Genomic DNA, 18,976 nt, shown 5'->3' on the forward strand with positions numbered 1-18,976 from the left:
TTTTGGCTGCGGGTGTTTAGCCTCCCTTCTTATCCGGCAAGAGACCGGGTTTGGACGAGGGAGGATGCTTCAGCATGACGACCGTCTCCGTGGCCATGATCGGCGGACTGATCGCCGTACTTTATGGTGCCATAACAAGCCGCCAGTTGCTGGGGTTGTCGCCCGGCGATGCGCGGATGCAGGACATCGCCGCCGCCATCCAGGAAGGGGCCAAGGCCTATCTGGGGCGGCAATATACCACCATCGCCATCGTCGGCGTGGCCGTCGCCGTGGTGATGGCGGTAACGCTGGGGTGGCTGTCCACCACCGCCTTCGTGATCGGCGCGGTCCTGTCGGGGGTGGCGGGGTTCGTCGGCATGACGATTTCGGTGCGGGCGAACGTGCGGACGGCGGAGGCGGCGCGGAGCAGCCTGCAGGGCGGGCTGACCGCGGCGTTCCGGTCGGGGGCGGTGACGGGGATGCTGGTCGCGGGGCTGGGCCTGCTGTCGATCGCGGTGCTGTTCTGGTATCTGACCGGGCCGGGCGGGCGCCTGCCCAACGATCGGGGGATCGTGGAGGCATTGACCGCCCTGGCGTTCGGCGCGTCGCTGATCTCGATCTTCGCGCGGCTGGGCGGGGGCATCTTCACCAAGGCGGCCGATGTCGGCGCGGACCTGGTCGGCAAGGTGGAGGCGGGGATACCCGAGGACGATCCGCGCAACCCGGCGGTGATCGCGGACAATGTGGGCGACAATGTCGGCGACTGCGCGGGAATGGCCGCCGACCTGTTCGAGACCTATGTGGTGACGCTGGGCGTGACGATGGTGTCGATCGCGCTGCTGGTGCGCGCCGATCCGGCGGAACTCATGCAGTTGATGGGCCTGCCGCTGGTGATCGGCGCGGTGTGCATCGTCACCTCGATCATCGGCACCTATGCGGTGCGGCTGGGGCGGGGCAGCATCATGGGGGCGCTGTACAAGGGGTTCTGGACATCGGCCCTGCTGTCGATCCCGGCGCTGTATCTCGCCACGCGCTGGGTGCTGGGCGACCTGTCGGCGACGATCGGGGGGGCAGGCTTTCTGGATGCAGGCGCCGATGCGCTGACGCTGGACCCGGACCCTGGCAGCGCGGCGAGCTTCACCGGCATGGACCTGTTCTGGTGCATGCTGGTCGGGCTGGCGGTGACCGCGCTGATCGTGTGGATCACCGAATATTACACCGGCACCGCCTATCGCCCGGTCAAGTCGATCGCCAAGGCGTCGGAGACGGGGCACGGCACCAACGTGATCCAGGGGCTGGCGATCAGCCTGGAGGCGACCGCGCTGCCGACGCTGGTCATCGTCGTCGCGGTGGTGGTGGCGTATCAGCTGGCGGGGATCATCGGCATCGCCTTTGCCGCGACCGCAATGCTGGCGCAGGCGGGGATGGTGGTCGCGCTCGACGCATACGGCCCGGTCACCGACAATGCCGGCGGCATCGCCGAGATGGCCGGCCTGCCCGACGAAGTACGCGAGCGCACCGACGCGCTGGACGCGGTGGGCAACACCACCAAGGCGGTGACCAAGGGCTATGCGATCGGCTCAGCGGGGCTTGCCGCGCTGGTGCTGTTCGGGGCCTATACCACCGACCTGCGCACCTATTTCCCGGACGTGACGGTCGATTTCAGCCTGTCCAACCCGTATGTCATCGTCGGATTGCTGCTGGGCGCGCTGCTGCCCTATCTGTTCGGCGCGTTCGGGATGACCGCGGTCGGCCGCGCGGCGGGCGCGGTGGTGGAGGAGGTGCGCGGCCAGTTCCGCGACAATCCCGGCATCATGGCGGGCACCAGCCGGCCCAATTACGGACGCACCGTCGACCTGGTCACCCGCGCCGCGATCCGCGAGATGATCGTGCCCTCGCTTCTGCCCGTGCTGTCGCCGATCGCGGTGTATTTCATCGTGCGGGCGGTGGCGGGGCAGGCGAACGGCTTTGCCGCGCTGGGCGCGATGCTGCTCGGCGTGATCGTGTCGGGCCTGTTCGTCGCGCTGTCGATGACGAGCGGCGGGGGCGCGTGGGACAATGCCAAGAAATATATCGAGGACGGCAATCACGGCGGCAAGGGATCGGAGGCGCACAAGGCGGCGGTGACCGGCGACACGGTGGGCGATCCGTACAAGGACACGGCGGGGCCGGCGGTCAATCCGATGATCAAGATCACCAACATCGTCGCCCTGCTGCTGCTGGCGGCACTGGCCGGGGGGTGATGCGGGGCGCCTCTTGCAAGGGGACGCCGCCTTGATATCCTCCTGCCTTCGGTGCGGTTCCAGGGGAATGGCCGTGCCGAAGGGGGGGGAAGACATGAAGTCTGGAATCTATGCGCTGGTCCTGTCGGTGACGGGGGCCGGTCCGGTCGTGGAAACACCGGCGGCGGATAACGCACCCGTGCCGGTCGAGGTGTTCGCCCAGCTGCCGGCGATGGAGGGGCCCAAATTGTCGCCGGACGGCACGCAGGTCGCCGCCAGGATGGCGATCAGGGGCAAACAGTATCTGGTCGTCACACCGCTGAACAACAGCAGCGCGGCCAAGGCGATGCGCATCGGCGACAAGATGGACGTCAACTGGTGGCGCTGGGTCGGCGACAAGTGGCTGGCGGTCGGCATCGGCGCGCAGGACATGATCTATGGCGAGGAGGTGTACGTCACCCGCCTGCTGGGCGTGCCGGCGGACCTGAGCAGCACCAAGCGGATCGACTGGCCCCGCTCGGGCATCCGCGCCGACGAGGTGCTGTGGACCGCCAAGGACGGCAGCCCGCGCATCCTGTTCGCCAAGCAGACCGGCATCGAATCGATGGATCAGGTCTATCCGTCGGTGTTCGAGGCGGACCTGTCGACCGGCCGGGTGAAGACGGTGGCCGAGGGGCAGCGCAACGTGTGGCACTGGTATGCCGACGGGCAGGGCCAGGTGCGGATCGGCTATCGCTACAATGACGAAAGCCGCCGCGCGATGCTGCTCTACCGCGACCGCAATGGCGAGCCGTTCCGCACCATCGCGCGTGCCGACCGCAAGCGCGACGAGGGCATGGTGGTGCCGCTGACCTTTCGCCCCGACGGCTCGGCACTGGCGTTCGACGACAGCGATGGCCATGACGCGCTGTACGAGGTGTCGCTGCCCGACCTGAAGCTGGGCAAGAAGATGTATGCCGCGCAGGGCTATGACCTGGACGGCCTGATCGACAATGCGGCCGAGACCGATGCCGACGGCGTCAACGTCACCGACACGTTCGGTCATACCGTGTGGTTCAATCCGACGCTGAAGCAGATTCAGGACGGCGTGGACAAGGCGGTGGGCGAGCGCCGGGCGCGGATCGTGTCGTGGAACGGCGACCGCAGCAAATTGCTGGTCGAGGTGGGGCGCCCGTCCCAGGCCGGGGCGCTGTATTACTGGGACACGAGCTATGGCAACATGCAGCACTATGCGTGGAACAACGACACGCTGAAGGGGCGCGTGCTGTCGCCGGTGTCGACCGTGCATTACACCGCGCGCGACGGCACGCCGATCGAGGCGGTGCTGACCCTGCCGCGACTGCGCGCCCACAAGAACCTGCCGCTGATCGTGCTGCCGCATGGCGGACCGTTCGCGCGCGATGCGGAAGGGTGGGACTGGTGGGTGCAGTATCTGGCCGAGCTGGGCTATGCGGTGATCCAGCCCAATTACCGTGGCTCGTCCGGCTATGGCACCGACTTCGCAAAGAAGGGCGAGGGGGAGTGGGGCCTGAAGATGCAGGATGACCTGGACGATGCCATCCCCTTTCTGGCCAGGCAGGGGATTGCCGACCCCAAGCGCGTGTGCATGATCGGCGCATCCTATGGCGGCTATGCCGCGATGCGCGCGGCACAGCGAAACGGCGACCTGTATCGCTGCGCGGTGTCCTATGCCGGGGTGTCGGACCTGGCCGCGATGCAGCGCTATGACGGGCAGTTCCTGTTCGGCAAGACGCGCGGCGACTGGCTGAAGAAACAGGCGCCCGATTACCGCGCGGTATCGCCCCGGTTCGGTGCGGCGGGCTTTTCCATCCCGATCCTGCTGGTGCACGGGCGCGAGGACAAGCGCGTGCCGGTGAAACAGTCGCGGATGATGGCCGACGCGCTGAAGGCGGCGGGCAAGCCGTACGATTATATCGAACAGCCGCTGGCCGACCATCATTTCACCCGCGGCGAGGACCGTCTGGAATTCCTGAAGGCGATGGCGGCGTTTCTGGCAAAGCATAACCCGGCATGACCCGCGGCACTCCATCGCCGCCGGGCGTTGATCGGGGATGACCGAGACACCCGCCCCCCCGGCCCCGCGCATCGCGCTGCATTATCAGATGCTGATCGGCTTTGCGGTGGGCCTTGGCGGCGGGCTGCTCGTCAACCTGATCGCCGGCGGCGCGGACTGGGTGGAGACGGTGACGACCTATGTCACCGGACCGCTGGGTCAGGTGTTCCTGCGCCTGTTGTTCATGCTGGTCATCCCGCTGCTGTTTTCCGCGCTGGTGACGGGCGTCGCGGAGATGGGCGATGTCGCCGCGCTGAAGCGGATCGGGTTGCGGACACTGGCGGCGACGCTGGTGTTGTCGGCGATTTCGGTGGTGGTGGCGCTGGTGCTGGTCAACGTGCTGCGGCCCGGGAGCGGGGTGGATGCAGAGACGGCACGCGCACTGCTGGCGCAGGCGCAGCAGGGGGCAGGGAGCATCCTGGCGTCGACGCGCGAGCAGCCGGGCGCGGTCGAGCAGGTGCTGGCGATCATTCCGTCCAACGTGATCCGCGCCGCGTCGCAGGACGACATATTGGCGCTGATGGTGTTCGCGCTCGCCTTCGGCATCGGGCTGGTGCTGGTCGGCGAGGAGAAGACGCGGGCGCTGCGCGAGGCGATCGAGGGAATCCTGGCGGTGACGCTGCGGCTGATCGGGCTGGTGATCCGGCTGGCGCCGATCGCGGTGGCGTGTTTCATGTTCAACCTGGCGGCGCTGTTCGGGCTGGACCTGCTGGTGCGGCTGGGCGCCTATGTCGGCACCGTGCTGCTGGCGCTGGGGTTCCAGCTGGTCGTCGTCTACGGGCTGGCGGTGTGGCTGGGCGGCGGCATGCGGCCGTGGCGCTTCTTCGCCGGCGTGCAGGAGGCGATGGTGATGGCGTTCGCCACCGCATCGTCGAACGCGACGCTGCCCACTTCGCTGAAGGTCGCGGAGGAACAGTTGAAGCTGCCGCGCAAGGTGTCGCGCTTCGTGCTGACCATCGGGGCGACCGCGAACCAGAACGGCACCGCGATCTTCGAAGGGGTGACGGTCATCTTTCTGGCGCAACTGTTCGGGCACGACCTGTCGCTGGGGCAGCAGGCGATGGTGATGGCGGTGTGCATCCTGGGCGGGATCGGCACCGCGGGCGTGCCGGCGGGATCGCTGCCCGTCATCGCGCTGATCCTGGGAATGGTGGGCGTGCCGCCGACCGCGATCGGCCTGATCCTGGGCGTCGACCGGTTTCTGGACATGTGCCGGTCGATGCTGAACGTGACCGGCGACCTGGCAGTGGCGAGCGTGGTGGCGCATGGTGTGGCCGGCGGCGGGGGCGGGGCCGGCGGGGCGGCGAAGCGCGCGTGACTTGCCGGCCCGAGATGCGCTACCCATATGGGTCGCATCCCCGTAACCTTGCGTGCCTTTCTTTTCGAGCCTTTCTCGGCTAAGGCGGCGCGCCGTTGCGGCGAACCCTTTTTACGACCAGTTGAGGTAGCTTTTTGGCCAAGGAAGAACTGCTCGAGATGCGTGGCCGCGTGGTGGAGCTTCTCCCCAACGCGATGTTCCGCGTGCAGCTCGAGAATGACCACGAGATTCTGGGACACACCGCAGGCAAGATGCGCAAGAACCGCATCCGCGTGCTGGTCGGCGACGAGGTGCTCGTCGAGCTGACCCCGTACGACCTGACCAAGGGCCGGATCACATATCGCTTCAAGTGATGGGTGATGTTGGCGGCGAGGTCATCATGAACCCCGCCCTCGTTCTAGCTTCTTCCAGCCCGCGCCGTCGCGACCTGCTCGCGCGGATCGGTGCCGTGCCGGCGCGCCAGGCCGCCCCCGACATCGACGAGGAGCCGCGGCCGGGCGAGTTGCCGCGCGTCTATGCGCTGCGGCTGGCGGTGGAGAAGGCGCAGGCCGTGGCGCGAGGGCCGGGCGAGATCGTGATCGCGGGCGACACCACCATCGCGGTCGGGCGCCGCATCCTGCCGCCCGCAACCGACGAGGGCGTGCAGCGCCGCCTGCTCGCGCTGCTGTCCGGCCGGCGCCACCATGCCTTGTCCGCGATCTGCGTGATCGATGCGGCGGGCACCGTTCGCACGCGGATCGCCGACACGGTGGTCGCGTTCAAGCCGCTGTCGGCTGCCGAGATCGACGATTATGTCGTGTGCGGCGAGGGGCTGGGCAAGGCGGGCGGCTATGCCATCCAGGGTCGCGCCGAGGCGTTCGTCCGCTTCCTGTCGGGCAGCCATTCGGGCGTCGTCGGCCTGCCCCTGTTCGAGGCGCGCGCGCTGTTGAAGGCGTCCGGCCTGCCGCTTGGCTGAATGGCTGTACGAGGCGGGGATCGGCGAGGCGCGGGCCGCGCTGGTCGAGGATGGCTGCATCGTCGAGGCGGGGATCGAGCCGGAGGATGTGCTGGCCGTCGGTACCGTCGCGGCCGGGCGTCTGGTGGAGATCCTGCCCGGACGGCAGGGGCGGGTGACGCTGGCTGCGGGCGGTGACGTGTTTCTGGGGCGCGTGCCCGCGGGGGTGACGCAAGGCGGTGCGCTCACTGTGCAGGTGGTGCGCGAGGCGATCCCCGAGCGGGGTCGCGCCAAGCTGCCCAAGGGGGTGGCGAGCGAGGCGGCTCCGGCGGCGGGGCCGGACCTGTTGCAGCGAATTATGGCGAGTGGTGTTCCGGTGCGGCAAATGCGGTCGCACGAGGCTGATGCGCTGGAGGCGGCGGGCTGGTCCGAACTGCTGGACGAGGCGGTGACGGGCGAGATTGGCTTCGGGCCGGGGGCGCTGCGCATGACCGCGACGCCGGCGATGACGCTGTTCGACGTGGATGGCGCGCCGCCGCACGATGCGCTGGCGCTCGCCGCGGCGCGGAGCGTGGCGCGCGCGATCCGGCGGCATGGCATCGGTGGGTCGATCGGCATCGATTTCCCGACGATCGAGGGCAAGGCGGCGCGTCTGGCGGTGGCCGAGGCGATCGACGCCGAACTGGCGCCCCCGTTCGAGCGGACCGCGGTCAACGGCTTCGGTTTCCTCCAGATCGTGCGGCCGCGACCGCGCGCATCGATTCCGGAGCGGTTGGCGGCGGATCCGGTGGCGGCGGCGGCGCGCGCCGCACTACGCCAGATCGAGCGGGCGCCGGTCACCGCCTCGCGCATCCACCGGCTGGCGCCGGCGGTGTATGACCGAATCATCGCGCGCCCGGACTGGTGCGCCGAACTGGCGCGCCGCACGGGCGTGCAGCATCAACTGGAGCGTGGCGGATGAAATGCCCGATCTGCGGCCAGCCGGCCGTGCCCGAATACAAGCCCTTCTGCTCGCGCGGATGCCGCGACCGCGACCTGTTGCAATGGCTGGGCGATGGATATCGCGTGCCGGGACCGCCGGCAGACGAAGAAGGGCTGGACATGGGCGAAAACCGCCCCTAAACGCGCGTCTCCGATCGCAACGCGGTCCGGGCCCAAGTAGCTCAGTTGGTAGAGCATGCGACTGAAAATCGCAGTGTCGGTGGTTCGATCCCGCCCTTGGGCACCATTCCCTTACCAGAGATGATGATGCGACCCCGCATCCTGTTCGGCGACCATTCGACGCAAGCACCGGCGATCGAGCGATTCGTCGATCATGCGCGGTTCGACGTGACGTTCGCGGCCTTCGATTCGGTCGATTTCGCCGCGTTCGATTGCGTGGTGCCGCTGCGCGTCGACCAGATCGCAGCCGCGCGGGCGGCGGGAGCGCGGGCGGTGCTGCCCAGTGCCGAACTGGTGGCGGTGTGCGACGACAAGCTGGCGTTCAACGAGCGGGTGATCGCGCTCGGCTTCGGCGATGCGATCCCGGCCCTGCTGCCCGATCCGCCCACCACCTATCCCTATATCCGCAAAAGCCGGCGGGGTGACTTCGGGGTCGGGTGCCGGATGGTGCGGGCGCCCGGCGAGGATGTGCCGATCGCCGACAGCTTCTGCCAGCATGCGGTGGCAGGCGCGGTGGAATATGTGCTGCACCTGCTGCGCGTGGATGGACGTATCCGGTATTCGCTGTGCTACGCCTATGACATGGGGGTGACGCTTGGGGTGCGCGGTGCGGAGCAGCGGGCGCTGAGCACGGTGCCGGCCGATCCGGGCGCGGCCTATCCGGTGTGCGTGGCGATATTGGAAGCGCTGGGGTTCGAGGGGACGTGCTGCTTCAACTACAAGCTGGAGGATAGGCGAGTGCGCATTCTGGAACTCAACCCGCGATTCGGTGGGTCGCTGGTGGGGGAGGTGAGCGCGTATCTGGAGGCGCTGCTGGGGGCGATGCGGCGGTAGGATAATGGGCGCTGCATCTGCCAGCATGCCCCTCTCGCCGCGCAGCGGCACGAAAAGAGATGGAAGAGCGTAACCCCTCCTGCTCCACAACATCCTCCGCGCCTCCGCGCCTCCGCGCCTCCGCGTGAACCAATTCTTCTTCGCGGCTTCGTGGCTTTGCGTGAATCAACCATTGATCCAGATGCGTCTGGGCTTGGCTGTGATTCACGCGAAGACGCGAAGATGCGAAGAGAAAAGGAAGATTGGTTCGCGCGGAGACGCGGAGACGCGGAGAGTTTGTGTGGGGGCGGAGCGTGGCCGACCACAGATTATGGGCTTGGGCTTGGTGTGATGCTGCCGCTTTGCGGCGGGTATGGTTTCTGCGCGCAGAACGCTTGGACGGCGCGGGGCGCTATTTTTCTGATGTTTCCTGTGGGGAAGAGGGGGCCGGGAGCCAGTTGCGCAGGGCGTTCAAGACCGCGTCGGGCGCTTCCCAAGGGACGAAGTGGCCGGCATCCAGTTTTACGACGGTGAGGTCGGGTACGACGTCGGGCAGGCCATCGACCTGGCCGGGGAGCAGGGCCTTGTCCTTCATGCCCCAGACGACGAGCGTCGGCTGGCGGATCGGGGGGAAGGGCGCGTCGATCCAGGCGGGGCGGGGTGGGTTCTGGCCGGGGGCGGGGACGAGGAAGCGGCTGGCGCGATACCAGTTGAGCATCGCGGTCATCGCGCCGGGGCGGCTCCATTGTTCGAGATAGATCGCTTTTTCGGGGCCGAGCAGGTGGGCGGCGGCGTGCCGGGCCAGACTGGTGGTGAAGAAGCGTTCGAGTGCGGTGCCGGTCCATCCCCCATCCAGCGCGGTTTCGCGGAATCGGGTGATATACTGGCTGGCGGCGCGCTGTTCGGCATCGTCGAGGAGCGCGCGCTGAAAGACATAAGGGTGCGGCGCGTTGAGGATGACGAGCCGTTCGACCCGATCGGGGGCGTGCAGTGCCGCCATCCAGGCGACGGCGCCGCCCCAGTCATGGCCGACGAGCGTGAAGCGATCGATACCGAGTGCATCGGCGAGTGCCAGCAGGTCGGCGACGATGCGATCGGCGGCATAGGCCTCCACCCCGTCGGGCTTGGACGAGCCGGCATAGCCGCGCTGATCGGGGGCGACGACATGATGGTCGCGCGCGAGATCGGGGAGCAGGTGCCGCCAGGTGCGGTGCGATTCGGGAAAGCCGTGGAGCAGGATGATCGGCGGGGCGGCGGGATCGCCCAGGATGACCGTGTCCAGCTCGACACCGGTGGCCAGTGCCACCCTGGTCAGCGGGAAGGGTGGCACCGAATCGTTCATGGATAGCTGACCGTCTTGGGCGTGCCGGGGATTTCGATCCGTTCGGCATCGTCGTCGGGAATCAGGGGAAATTCGCCCGCGGTCCAGGCACGGCGCGCCTCCGTAATGCGGTCGCGACGCGAGGACACGAAATTCCACCAGACATGGCGCGGCGTGGCAAAGGCATCGCCGCCGCACAGCATCGCACGACCGCCGCTGCGCGAGGTGAGGGTGGCGGCAAGGCCGGGGCGCAGCACGTAGAGGCGTTGCGGCTCCAGCGCCATGCCCTCCAGCTCGGCGCTGCCCTCCGCCAGATAGAGCGCGCGTTCGTCCGCCGCGGCGTCGATCGGCACGGAGGCGCCGGGGTCGAGCGATATGTCGGCATAGATGGTGCCGGCATAGGTGGTGGTGGGCGCACGCTGACCCCACAATTCCCCCATGATGACCCGGGCGCGGGCGCCGTGCGCCTCGATCGTCGGCAGCGCGGCGGCGGTGACGTGTTCGAAGGCGGGGTCCATCTCCTCCCGGTCCTCCGGCATGGCGAGCCAGGTCTGGATGCCCGACAGCAGCGCGCCGCCGGCGCGGTCGGCAAAGGGGGAGCGTTCGGAATGGACGATGCCGTGCCCCGCGGTCATCAGGTTGACCGCGCCGGGCTCGATCGTCGCCAGCGTGCCGAGCGAATCGCGGTGGTCGAGGGCACCGCCGAACAGATAGGTGACGGTGGACAGGTTGATGTGCGGATGCGGGCGCACGTCGATGCCGCCGCCGACGGCAAGCTGCGCCGGCCCCATCTGGTCGAAGAACAGGAACGGCCCGACCATGGTGCGTTCCTTCGCCGGCAGGGTGCGATGCACCTTGAACCCGCCGAGATCGTGCGTGACGGGCAGAATGGTCTGAAGGATGACGTCATCAAGCATCGTGCGGTCCCGAACTGTCGGTCGCATCCAGCATGGCGACCAGATCGGCGGGGTAGATCGGCTCTGCCCAGCGATCAATCTCGGCGCGTTCGAACCACCGCCATTCGCGCATCACCTGGCGTTCCAGATCGGTGTGGCCGGCCGGATCGACCACGCAGGTATCAATGTCGATGCGGAAATATCGTTCGTCGGCAAGCACCTGCACGCCCTGCAGGGTCAGGAACTCCACCTCTCGCCGGGCGACTTGGGGGCCGCAATCGGCGGCCAGCCCCACCTCCTCGGCCAGCTCGCGCGCCGCCGCCTGTTCATAGCTTTCGCCCGGATCGACCGCACCGCCCGGCGTCACCCAGAAGGGCGGGCGATCGGGCGGGGTGAAGCGGAACAGCAGCACGCGGTCGCAGCCATCGACCAGCAGGATGCGCGCGGCGGGACGCGTGGCCAGCGAGGCTGCACTCATGCCGCGTCGAGTTCGGGATAGTGGCGGAAAATGCCCTCGGTCGAGAAGGGCAGGCGGCGGTCGCTGGCGAGATAGCGGCGGATGCCGGGCAGGTTCGCCACCCGGTCGCGCAAGGCGACGAGGCCGGGCAGATCGGGCTCCAGCGTCGCCATCCGCCTGGGGAACATGTAGCGCAGGCCCTCGACCAGCTGGAACAGCGAGGTGTCCGCATAGGTCCAGCGGTCGCCGACCAGCCATTCACCGCGGGTGGCCCTGGTCGCGTCCTCGAAATAGGACAGGAACTTGGGCATGCGCTGTTCGCGGAACTGGGTCGCGGTGCGCGCCGCCTCCGCCTTCTGGTCCTCGTAATAGTCCATCATGCCGACCGGGTGGTGCACGTCGTGCACCTCGGCGACCATGTCGGCGATGGTGAGCTGCAACTGGTTGAGCCACATGCGATCGGCCATGCCGCTGGGGGCGAGATCGTGGCGTTCGCCCAGAAACATCAGGATGGCCGCGACCTGGCCGATCACCGTGGTCTCGCTTTGCAGAAAGGGCGGGGCGAAGGGGGCGCGGCCGTCCTTTGCCGCCATGACCTGCATCATCGCGTCGATGCCCTCGGTCCGGGCCGCATCCACATAGGGAATCTCCGCAGCTTCGAGCGCCAGGCGCACGAATTCGCCGCGGCCCTGAATGGAGGGCCAGTACCAGAGCTTATAGGGCATGCATCATTCTCCGGGTGCGCGGGCGCTGATCGCGAGCGCGTGGATCCTGTCTCTCAACAGATCGGCCAGCGCTTGGTTCACCAGACGCTGCCGCCCGACGCGGGAAACGCCTGAAAAAGCAGGTGCTTCGATGGTGACGCGGAAGTGGCTTTCACCGGTGCCGTCATCGCCGAGATGGCCGTGGTGCATCGCGCTTTCATTGGCCACCTCCAGACGGGTGGGGGCAAGCGCCGCGGTCAGGCGGGCGGCGATCTGGTCTGCGACGGGCAGGGCGGGGGCGGTGGCGGGGTCGGTCATCGTTCCTATATAGCCGCTTTTGTTGCAGCGGGGAGCCGGTGAGACGGACGGCGAAGGAGAGTGCGGCACGGCCGGGAGCGCGGTTCCATGGCCGGGTCGAGAACAGCGGCCGTGTTTGCGACGAGCCGGGATGCGCGGAAGCGGGCGAGTTTCGCGCGCCGCCGCTGGAAGGGCCGGGCGGGCGCGATGGGCCGGGGCAGTTCCGCTGGTTCTGCCTGGAGCATGTGCGCGCGTTCAACCAGCGCTACAATTACTTCAACGGGATGACCGCGGACGAGATCCACCAGGCACAGCGACCCTATGCCGGGTGGGAGCGCGAAACGCGCGCCTTTGCCAGCGCAGGGGGTGATCCGGGGCCGCGCTGGTCGGACTTTTCCGATCCGCTGGACGCGATCGCCGCGCGCTATCGCCGCACGCCCGCCGCCGAACGGCAGGACGGCAAGCCGTTGTCGGGCCAGGATCGCGAAAGCCTGAAGACGCTGGGGCTGGCGGCGGATGCGGACCGGCATGCGCTGCGCAAGCGGTACAGCGAGCTGGTGCGGCGCTATCACCCCGATCGCAACGGCGGCGACCGCAGCCAGGAGCGCGAGTTGCAGAAGGTGATCGCGGCGTACCAGCAGCTGCGACAGGCGCCCGCCTTTGCGTGAGGGATCAGTGCCGGACGGTGAGGCGCCGGGCGACGGCGGCCAACTGGTCGGTGGCGGTGTTCCAGCCGGTGTCGAAGCCCATTGCGATATGCTGGTCGCGGGCAATCGCGGTCCAGTGACGGGCGGTGGCGGTGTAGCGCGTGCCGCCGCCCTCCGGCGCGAAGGCATCGATGCGCACCAGAAAGGGCTGGCGCGGCGCCCAGCCGGCGGCGAACGCATCGGTGGCGACGATGCGCCGTTGCGGCAGCACCTCCAGAAAGACGCCCTCGACCGGCATCGCTTCCCCGTCGGGACCGTGGAAGATCATCGAGGAATAGCCGCCGGGGCGCAGGTCGCGCTCGACGATCTCGGCGCGCCAGGGTTCGGGGCAGTACCATTCGGCGGTATGATCGACCCAGGCGCGCCACACCGCCTCGAGGGGCGCGTCGATCAGGCGGGTGATCGACAGGTCGAAACTTTCCTCGGTCATGGCCGTCGATCGCCGACCAGGCCGAAGCGCACGCCCCAGGGGTCCTGCGCGACCAGCGAGAAGCTGCCGCCGGGAATCTCGTCCGGCCCCTGAAGCGGTTGCCCGCCCGCCGCGACGATGCGCGCCAGGGCGGCATCGATATCGGGGACCAGCGTATAGAATTGCCAGCCGGGCACTGTGCCGGGGACGGGGCCCATGACCGCACCGATGCAGGTCGGGCCGTCATGGATGAAGCGATAGTCGCCCAGTTCGCCCATCGGCATCGCCCCCTCCTGCCGCCAGCCGAATTGCTGCGCATAAAAGGTGATGGCGGCGCCGTCGTCGGGGGCGGTCAGCTCGTTCCAGACCATGTGGCCGGGCCGGGCATCGGTGCTGTTCTGGAACGCGGTGGAGTCGTCGGCCACCGGATCCATGACATAGAAGGGCGTGCCGTGCGGATCGGTGAGCAGCGCGATGCGCCCGGCCTGCGGGATCGTGGTAGCCGGCATCAGGCAGGCGCCGCCGCCGTCGACCGCGCGAGCGACCGCGGCATCGGCATCGTCCACCCGGACATAGCCGAACCATCGCCTGCCGTCCTCCATGACCGGCGGGCGGGCGAGCAGGCCACCCACCGCATCGCCGTCGGGAGCGTGGAAGATGCGATAGTCCATGCCGGGCACGCCGCCATCCGCGACGCGCCAGCCCATGACGTCGCCGTAAAAGGCCGCCGCGGCATCGACGTCGTCGGCGATCAGCTCGTACCAGATGAAGGCGCCCATGGTGTCAGCGATCCGCCTGGAAGATCGGCGCGAAGCCGGCATAGATCATACGCCTGCCGTCAAAGGGCATGGGGCCACCCGGCTTCATGCGATCGTCCGTCCGCATCCGCTCGCTCGCCGCATCGCAGGTGGCACGGTCGGGCCAGACGATCCAGGAGAACACCACCGTCTCGTCCTCCTCGGCCAGCACCGCACGGCGGAAATCGGTGACCTCGCCATCGGCCACGTCCTCGCCCCATGCCTCCATGATCGACAGCGCGCCATAGTCCCGGAACATCGGCCATGCGCTGGCCGCCATGTCGCGATACGCTTCCTTGTTCGCGGTGCCGACGGGGACCACGAATCCTTGCAGATACTGTCCGTTGACGCTCGTCATCGTCGCGCTCCTTCGGCTTCGACTCAAAGGCGGCACGATGCTGCGCCCGGCGCCGCGAAAAAGCAACGTGGGGCATGGGGATGCCCACAAGGGTATAAGGCGGGCGGAAACAGCGGCGCGGCGGCGCGTTTGTTCAGCTTCTTCGTGCCGCCGCCGATGCTGACGGTTGAGTCGGGACACGCGCCTGTCCTAGAGCGTTTGGTGCACTTCGTGAGGTTTTGATGACGGACATTCCCAACACCCAGCCTGACAGTCGCGAGACGACGATCATGGACGCGCCGGACAAGATGGTTCGCGTGCGCGACGTGTTCGGCGTGGACAGCGACATGGAAGTGCCGGCCTTTTCCGAGGCGGACGAGCGGGTGCCCGACCTCGACCCCGCCTATGTGTTCGATCCGGACACGACGATGGCGGTGCTGGCGGGTTTCGCCCACAATCGCCGGGTGATGGTGCAGGGCTATCACGGTACCGGCAAGTCGAGCCATATCGAGCAGGTGGCGGCGCGGCTGAACTGGCCGTGCATCCGCATCAACCTGGACGCCCATATCAGCCGCATCGACCTGATCGGTCGCGACGCGATCGTGCTGAAGGACGGGCAGCAGGTGACCGAGTTCCGCGAGGGCCTGCTCCCCTGGGCGCTGCAGACGCCGACCGCGCTCGTGTTCGACGAATATGACGCCGGGCGGCCCGACGTGATGTTCGTGATCCAGCGCGTGCTGGAGACCGAGGGCAAGCTGACGCTGCTCGACCAGAACCGCGTGATCCGGCCGAGCCGCTGGTTCCGTCTGTTCGCGACCGCCAACACGGTGGGGCTGGGCGACACCAGTGGCCTGTATCACGGCACGCAGCAGATCAACCAGGGCCAGATGGACCGCTGGAACATCGTGGTCACGCTGAACTACCTGCCCGCCGCCACCGAGGCGCAGATCGTGCTCGCCAAGTCGGGCGAGTATGACAAGCCGGAAGGCAAGAAGACGGTGGAGAACATGGTCCGCGTCGCGGACATGACGCGCAAGGGCTTCGTCAACGGCGACATCTCCACGGTGATGAGCCCACGTACGGTGATCACCTGGGCGCAGAACGCGCTGATCTTCGGCGATGTCGGCTTTGCCTTCCGCCTGTCGTTCCTGAACAAGTGCGACGAGGCGGAGCGGTCGCTGGTGGCGGAATATTACCAGCGCGTGTTTGGCAAGGACCTGCCCGAAAGCGTGGTCGGGCGGGCTTGAGATGACAAGGGCGGAGGCTTTGGAACGGTTGCACGCGCATCGTACGGACCTGAATGCAATGGGTATCGAACATGTGGCGATCTTCGGTTCCACCGCGCGTGGGGAGGCGAGGGCACACTCCGACCTCGACCTCGCCGTGCGTCTGCGCTCCGATATGCATCTTGGCTGGGATTACTTCACGCTGGATGAGCGCGTAGCGGCGCTGTTGGGCGTGGCTGTCGACATCGTGACGGAGCCGACCGACAGGCCGCGCCTCCAAGCACAAATCGATCGCGACCGCGTCGATGCTTTCTGAGCGAACCCGGTCGCGGCTGCACGACATGATCGAGGATGCCGATCGCATCGCGACGTTCATCGACGGCATGAACCTCGCTGCGTTCGTTGCGGACGAGCGTACGATCTTCGCGGTCGAGCGTCTGCTTCAGCGCATCACCGAAGCTGCCATTCAAATACCTTCGGACGAAGCGGTGTATCTGGGACCGGACGTGCCGGTGGAAAAGATGCGTGCGTTCGGCAACCGCTTGCGTCATGAATATCGCGATGTCGCGCGTAACGTGATCTTCGATCTGGCGCGGATCGAAGTGCCGCTGGTTCGTGCTGCAGCCGAACTTGCCTTGGAAAGCTGATGGCCAACGAAACGCCTTTAGACCGGTTCAAGGCCGTGCTGGCCGGGACCGCGCGTGCGATCGCGGAGCAGCCGGAGGTGGAGCTGGCCTTTACCGCGGATGCGCCAGCGCAGTCGGGCAAGCATCTGAAGGTGCCGATGCCGGCGCGGGCCCTGCCGCCCGAGCAGGTGGCGGAGGCGCGGGGGTTTGCGGACCAGTTCGCGCTGAAGCTCAGACATCATGATACCGCGTTGCATTTGCGTGGGGCGCCGGGGGAGGCGGTGGCGCGGGCGGTGTATGATGCGGTGGAGGGGGCACGGGTCGAGGCGCTGGGCAGCCGCGGCTATGCCGGGATCACCGAGAACCTGGCGACCGCGCTGGACATGCGGCTGCGTTCCGACCCGATCACCCGCGCGCGCAGCGAGGCGGAGGTGCCGCTGTCCACCGCACTGGCGCTGATGGTGCGCGAGCGGCTGACGGGCCTGGAGAGCCCGGCGGCGGCGGCGCCCGCGCTGGCGCTGGTGCGCGAATGGGTGGATGCGCGCACCGATCTGGACGCGCTGGCGCTGGCGATCGACGACCAGCGCGCGTTCCAGACGCTGGCCGCGCGGATGCTGGCCGATCTGGAGCTGACGGAGGCGCCGGTCGAGCCCGAGGATGCGGACGACGGCGGCGACGACGAGGACGGCGAGAACGAGCCGGACAACGAGGAAGGCGACGACAGCGAGGACGAGCAGGACGGCCAGGGCGAGGGCCAGGTCGAGGCGCGCGGCGAGCAGCGCGAGTCGGACGGCGACGATGACGAGGGCGAGCAGCAGCAACAGGACTCGCCCGACGACATGGAGGGCGAGGGCCAGGATGACGGCGAGGAGGGCATGCAGCCGGTGCGCCCGAACCGGCCGCAGCCCGACCTGGCGCCGCAATTCGACTACAAGCCGTGGACGACCCAGTTCGACGAGGTGGTCGCCGCCACCGACCTGTGCGACGCGGACGAGCTGGCGCGGCTGCGCGGCTATCTGGACCAGCAACTGGCGCATCTGCAATCGGCGGTGTCGAAGCTGGCCAACCGGTTGCAGCGCCGGTTGATGGCGCAGCAGTCCCGGTCCTGGGATTTCGACCAGGACGAGGGGATGCTGGACGCGGCACGCCTGGCGCGCGTCGTGGTCAATCCCACCCAGTCGCTGTCCTACAAGATCGAGCGCGACACCGATTTCCGCGACACGGTGGTGACGCTGCTGATCGACAATTCGGGTTCGATGCGCGGGCGGCCGATCGGCATCGCCGCGATCAGCGCGGACATCTTGGCGCGCACGCTGGAGCGGTGCGGGGTGAAGACCGAGATACTGGGCTTCACCACCCGCGCCTGGAAGGGCGGGCAGAGCCGCGAGGCGTGGCTGGCCGCGGGCCGCCCGCCGCAGCCCGGCCGGCTGAACGACGTGCGGCACATCGTCTACAAGAAGGCGGACGACCCGTGGCGGCGCGCGCGCACCAACCTCGGCCTGATGATGCGCGAAGGGTTGTTGAAGGAGAATATCGACGGCGAGGCGCTGGTCTGGGCGCATAGCCGGTTGATCGCGCGGCCCGAGGAGCGGCGCATCCTGATGGTGATCTCCGACGGGGCGCCGGTCGACGATTCGACGCTGTCGGTAAATTCCGGCAGCTATCTGGAGCGGCATCTGCGCCAGGTGATCGGCTGGATCGAGACCAAGAGCCCGGTCGAGCTGATCGCGATCGGCATCGGGCACGACGTGACGCGCTATTATGCGCGCGCGGTGACGATCATGGATGCCGAGCAGCTTGGCGGCACGATCATCGAGCAGCTCGCCGCGCTGTTCGACACGCCGTGACGCGATGATCGACGCGCCGCCCGGCGGCTTTCGCGGGCCGGTGAAACGGTCGATCACCATCGCCGGGCATCAGACGTCGATCAGCCTGGAACCGATCTTCTGGGACAGGCTGGACGCGGCGGCGGCGGCCCGCGGATTGCCGCTGTCGGCGCTGGTCGCGGCGATCGACGCGCGACGGATCACCGAGGCGGACCCGCCGAACCTGGCGAGCGCGCTGCGAAGCTGGCTGATACTGACGGGCGTGGCGGCCTGACATGCACGCGCTTTGGCTGAGCGCGCTGCTGCTGGGGGCGGCGACCGAGCCGTCGGACGCGCGGATCGTCTTCGAGGGATTGCGGATGGATCGCTATCCGGTGCGCGGACGCGACGTGGCGGCGGTACGTGCCGCGCTGGATGCGGCGCGGGTGCGCGACGAGAATGACGGCACGCTGGTCGAGGCGTATACGCATGGTCATGTCCATGGCACATGGACGGCGCCGGCCGGCAAGGATCGCGGCGCGCCATGCCGGCCGGAGACGATCGCCATCCGCTATTCGGCGACGATGCGCCTGCCCTATCTGGACGAGCCCGATCCCCCGCCTGCACTGGCGCAGGCGTGGCAGCTTTATGCCGCCAATCTGGAGGCGCATGAGATGGAGCATCTGGAGCGGATCCGGCGTGCGCTGCCACGGTTGGCGGCGGCGATCGCCGCGGCGCCCTGTGCGCAGGCGGATGCGGCGGGAGCGGCGGTGCTGGAGCAGATCCGCGCCGAGGGCCGCGCCTATGATCTGGAGACGGAGCATGGCAGGTCGGAGGGGGCGGTGTTTCCGCCGCCAACGACACGCCCAGTGGAGCGGGACGATTGACGGCAC

23 protein-coding genes and 1 tRNA gene are annotated in these 18,976 nt (G+C 68.1%); 16 read left to right on the forward strand and 8 right to left on the reverse strand.

What is annotated here, in order from left to right:
- The first annotated feature begins 74 nt into the window (after positions 1-74).
- The 9 genes from NPJ82_RS01505 (at position 75) to NPJ82_RS01545 (ending at position 8,522) form a co-directional block, all read left to right on the forward strand.
- Positions 75-2,222, forward strand: coding sequence for a sodium-translocating pyrophosphatase (locus tag NPJ82_RS01505; protein WP_342658109.1), 2,148 nt, complete (start codon positions 75-77; stop codon positions 2,220-2,222).
- A 94-nt stretch (positions 2,223-2,316) separates the two neighbouring features.
- Positions 2,317-4,236, forward strand: coding sequence for a S9 family peptidase (locus NPJ82_RS01510; protein WP_342658110.1), 1,920 nt, complete (start codon positions 2,317-2,319; stop codon positions 4,234-4,236).
- A gap of 37 nt (positions 4,237-4,273) precedes the next feature.
- Positions 4,274-5,593, forward strand: a complete 1,320-nt coding sequence (locus NPJ82_RS01515; RefSeq protein ID WP_342658111.1) for a dicarboxylate/amino acid:cation symporter — start codon at positions 4,274-4,276, stop codon at positions 5,591-5,593.
- Positions 5,594-5,727: 134 nt separating this feature from the next.
- Positions 5,728-5,946, forward strand: a complete 219-nt coding sequence (gene infA, locus NPJ82_RS01520) for a translation initiation factor IF-1 (RefSeq protein ID WP_007403889.1) — start codon at positions 5,728-5,730, stop codon at positions 5,944-5,946.
- A gap of 26 nt (positions 5,947-5,972) precedes the next feature.
- Entirely contained in the window at positions 5,973-6,548 is a 576-nt protein-coding gene (locus NPJ82_RS01525) for a nucleoside triphosphate pyrophosphatase (protein WP_342658112.1), read from the forward strand.
- A complete protein-coding gene (locus tag NPJ82_RS01530) occupies positions 6,541-7,488 on the forward strand; it encodes a ribonuclease (RefSeq protein WP_342658113.1) in 948 nt (315 codons plus the stop codon). The genes NPJ82_RS01525 and NPJ82_RS01530 overlap by 8 nt, the downstream gene beginning before the upstream one ends.
- Complete coding sequence (gene yacG, locus NPJ82_RS01535) at positions 7,485-7,649, forward strand: DNA gyrase inhibitor YacG (RefSeq protein ID WP_112383829.1); 165 nt, start codon at positions 7,485-7,487, stop codon at positions 7,647-7,649. Before NPJ82_RS01530 ends, yacG begins: the two co-directional genes overlap by 4 nt.
- Positions 7,650-7,679: 30 nt before the next feature.
- Positions 7,680-7,755 (forward strand) — tRNA-Phe (locus tag NPJ82_RS01540).
- A 14-nt stretch (positions 7,756-7,769) separates the two neighbouring features.
- On the forward strand, positions 7,770-8,522 hold the full coding sequence (locus NPJ82_RS01545) for a hypothetical protein (protein ID WP_342658114.1): 753 nt from the start codon (positions 7,770-7,772) through the stop codon (positions 8,520-8,522).
- Positions 8,523-8,913: 391 nt separating this feature from the next.
- Here the strand turns inward: NPJ82_RS01545 and NPJ82_RS01550 are convergent, their stop codons facing one another.
- The 5 genes from NPJ82_RS01550 to NPJ82_RS01570 are packed head-to-tail and all read right to left on the reverse strand — an operon-like array spanning position 8,914 to position 12,197.
- The gene (locus NPJ82_RS01550) at positions 8,914-9,843 is read right to left on the reverse strand and encodes an alpha/beta hydrolase (RefSeq protein ID WP_342658115.1); all 930 of its coding nucleotides are present in this window, start codon (positions 9,841-9,843) and stop codon (positions 8,914-8,916) included.
- Positions 9,840-10,739 (reverse strand): pirin family protein, encoded by a 900-nt coding sequence (locus NPJ82_RS01555; RefSeq protein ID WP_342658116.1) that lies wholly within the window; start codon positions 10,737-10,739, stop codon positions 9,840-9,842. The genes NPJ82_RS01550 and NPJ82_RS01555 overlap by 4 nt, the downstream gene beginning before the upstream one ends.
- Positions 10,732-11,196, reverse strand: a complete 465-nt coding sequence (locus NPJ82_RS01560) for an NUDIX domain-containing protein (protein ID WP_342658117.1) — start codon at positions 11,194-11,196, stop codon at positions 10,732-10,734. The genes NPJ82_RS01555 and NPJ82_RS01560 overlap by 8 nt, the downstream gene beginning before the upstream one ends.
- Positions 11,193-11,900, reverse strand: a complete 708-nt coding sequence (locus NPJ82_RS01565; RefSeq protein WP_342658118.1) for a glutathione S-transferase — start codon at positions 11,898-11,900, stop codon at positions 11,193-11,195. Before NPJ82_RS01565 ends, NPJ82_RS01560 begins: the two co-directional genes overlap by 4 nt.
- Positions 11,901-11,903: 3 nt before the next feature.
- A complete protein-coding gene (locus tag NPJ82_RS01570) occupies positions 11,904-12,197 on the reverse strand; it encodes a BolA family protein (protein WP_342658119.1) in 294 nt (97 codons plus the stop codon).
- A gap of 38 nt (positions 12,198-12,235) precedes the next feature.
- Between NPJ82_RS01570 and NPJ82_RS01575 the strand changes: the two genes are divergently transcribed.
- Positions 12,236-12,844, forward strand: coding sequence for a J domain-containing protein (locus tag NPJ82_RS01575; RefSeq protein ID WP_112383823.1), 609 nt, complete (start codon positions 12,236-12,238; stop codon positions 12,842-12,844).
- Positions 12,845-12,848: 4 nt separating this feature from the next.
- On the opposite strand, the gene NPJ82_RS01580 is transcribed toward NPJ82_RS01575, so the two are convergent.
- The 3 genes from NPJ82_RS01580 to NPJ82_RS01590 are packed head-to-tail and all read right to left on the reverse strand — an operon-like array spanning position 12,849 to position 14,447.
- Positions 12,849-13,313 (reverse strand): SRPBCC family protein, encoded by a 465-nt coding sequence (locus NPJ82_RS01580; RefSeq protein WP_342658120.1) that lies wholly within the window; start codon positions 13,311-13,313, stop codon positions 12,849-12,851.
- On the reverse strand, positions 13,310-14,071 hold the full coding sequence (locus NPJ82_RS01585) for a VOC family protein (RefSeq protein ID WP_342658121.1): 762 nt from the start codon (positions 14,069-14,071) through the stop codon (positions 13,310-13,312). Before NPJ82_RS01585 ends, NPJ82_RS01580 begins: the two co-directional genes overlap by 4 nt.
- A 4-nt stretch (positions 14,072-14,075) precedes the next feature.
- A complete protein-coding gene (locus NPJ82_RS01590) occupies positions 14,076-14,447 on the reverse strand; it encodes a DUF1428 domain-containing protein (protein ID WP_342658122.1) in 372 nt (123 codons plus the stop codon).
- 221 nt (positions 14,448-14,668) lie between these two features.
- Between NPJ82_RS01590 and cobS the strand changes: the two genes are divergently transcribed.
- The 6 genes from cobS to NPJ82_RS01620 are packed head-to-tail and all read left to right on the forward strand — an operon-like array spanning position 14,669 to position 18,970.
- Positions 14,669-15,673, forward strand: coding sequence for a cobaltochelatase subunit CobS (gene cobS / locus NPJ82_RS01595; protein ID WP_112383819.1), 1,005 nt, complete (start codon positions 14,669-14,671; stop codon positions 15,671-15,673).
- A gap of 58 nt (positions 15,674-15,731) precedes the next feature.
- The gene (locus tag NPJ82_RS01600; protein WP_342658123.1) at positions 15,732-15,968 is read left to right on the forward strand and encodes a nucleotidyltransferase domain-containing protein; all 237 of its coding nucleotides are present in this window, start codon (positions 15,732-15,734) and stop codon (positions 15,966-15,968) included.
- A gap of 25 nt (positions 15,969-15,993) precedes the next feature.
- On the forward strand, positions 15,994-16,299 hold the full coding sequence (locus tag NPJ82_RS01605) for a DUF86 domain-containing protein (RefSeq protein ID WP_342658124.1): 306 nt from the start codon (positions 15,994-15,996) through the stop codon (positions 16,297-16,299).
- Entirely contained in the window at positions 16,299-18,125 is a 1,827-nt protein-coding gene (cobT, locus tag NPJ82_RS01610; RefSeq protein ID WP_342658125.1) for a cobaltochelatase subunit CobT, read from the forward strand. Before NPJ82_RS01605 ends, cobT begins: the two co-directional genes overlap by 1 nt.
- A gap of 4 nt (positions 18,126-18,129) precedes the next feature.
- Positions 18,130-18,378, forward strand: coding sequence for a ribbon-helix-helix domain-containing protein (locus NPJ82_RS01615; protein WP_342658126.1), 249 nt, complete (start codon positions 18,130-18,132; stop codon positions 18,376-18,378).
- 1 nt (position 18,379) lies between these two features.
- A complete protein-coding gene (locus tag NPJ82_RS01620) occupies positions 18,380-18,970 on the forward strand; it encodes a DUF922 domain-containing protein (protein ID WP_342658127.1) in 591 nt (196 codons plus the stop codon).
- Positions 18,971-18,976 lie beyond the last annotated feature (6 nt).

This window comes from Sphingomonas sp. NY01, assembly GCF_038809135.1.
Lineage (GTDB): Bacteria > Pseudomonadota > Alphaproteobacteria > Sphingomonadales > Sphingomonadaceae > Sphingomonas > Sphingomonas carotinifaciens.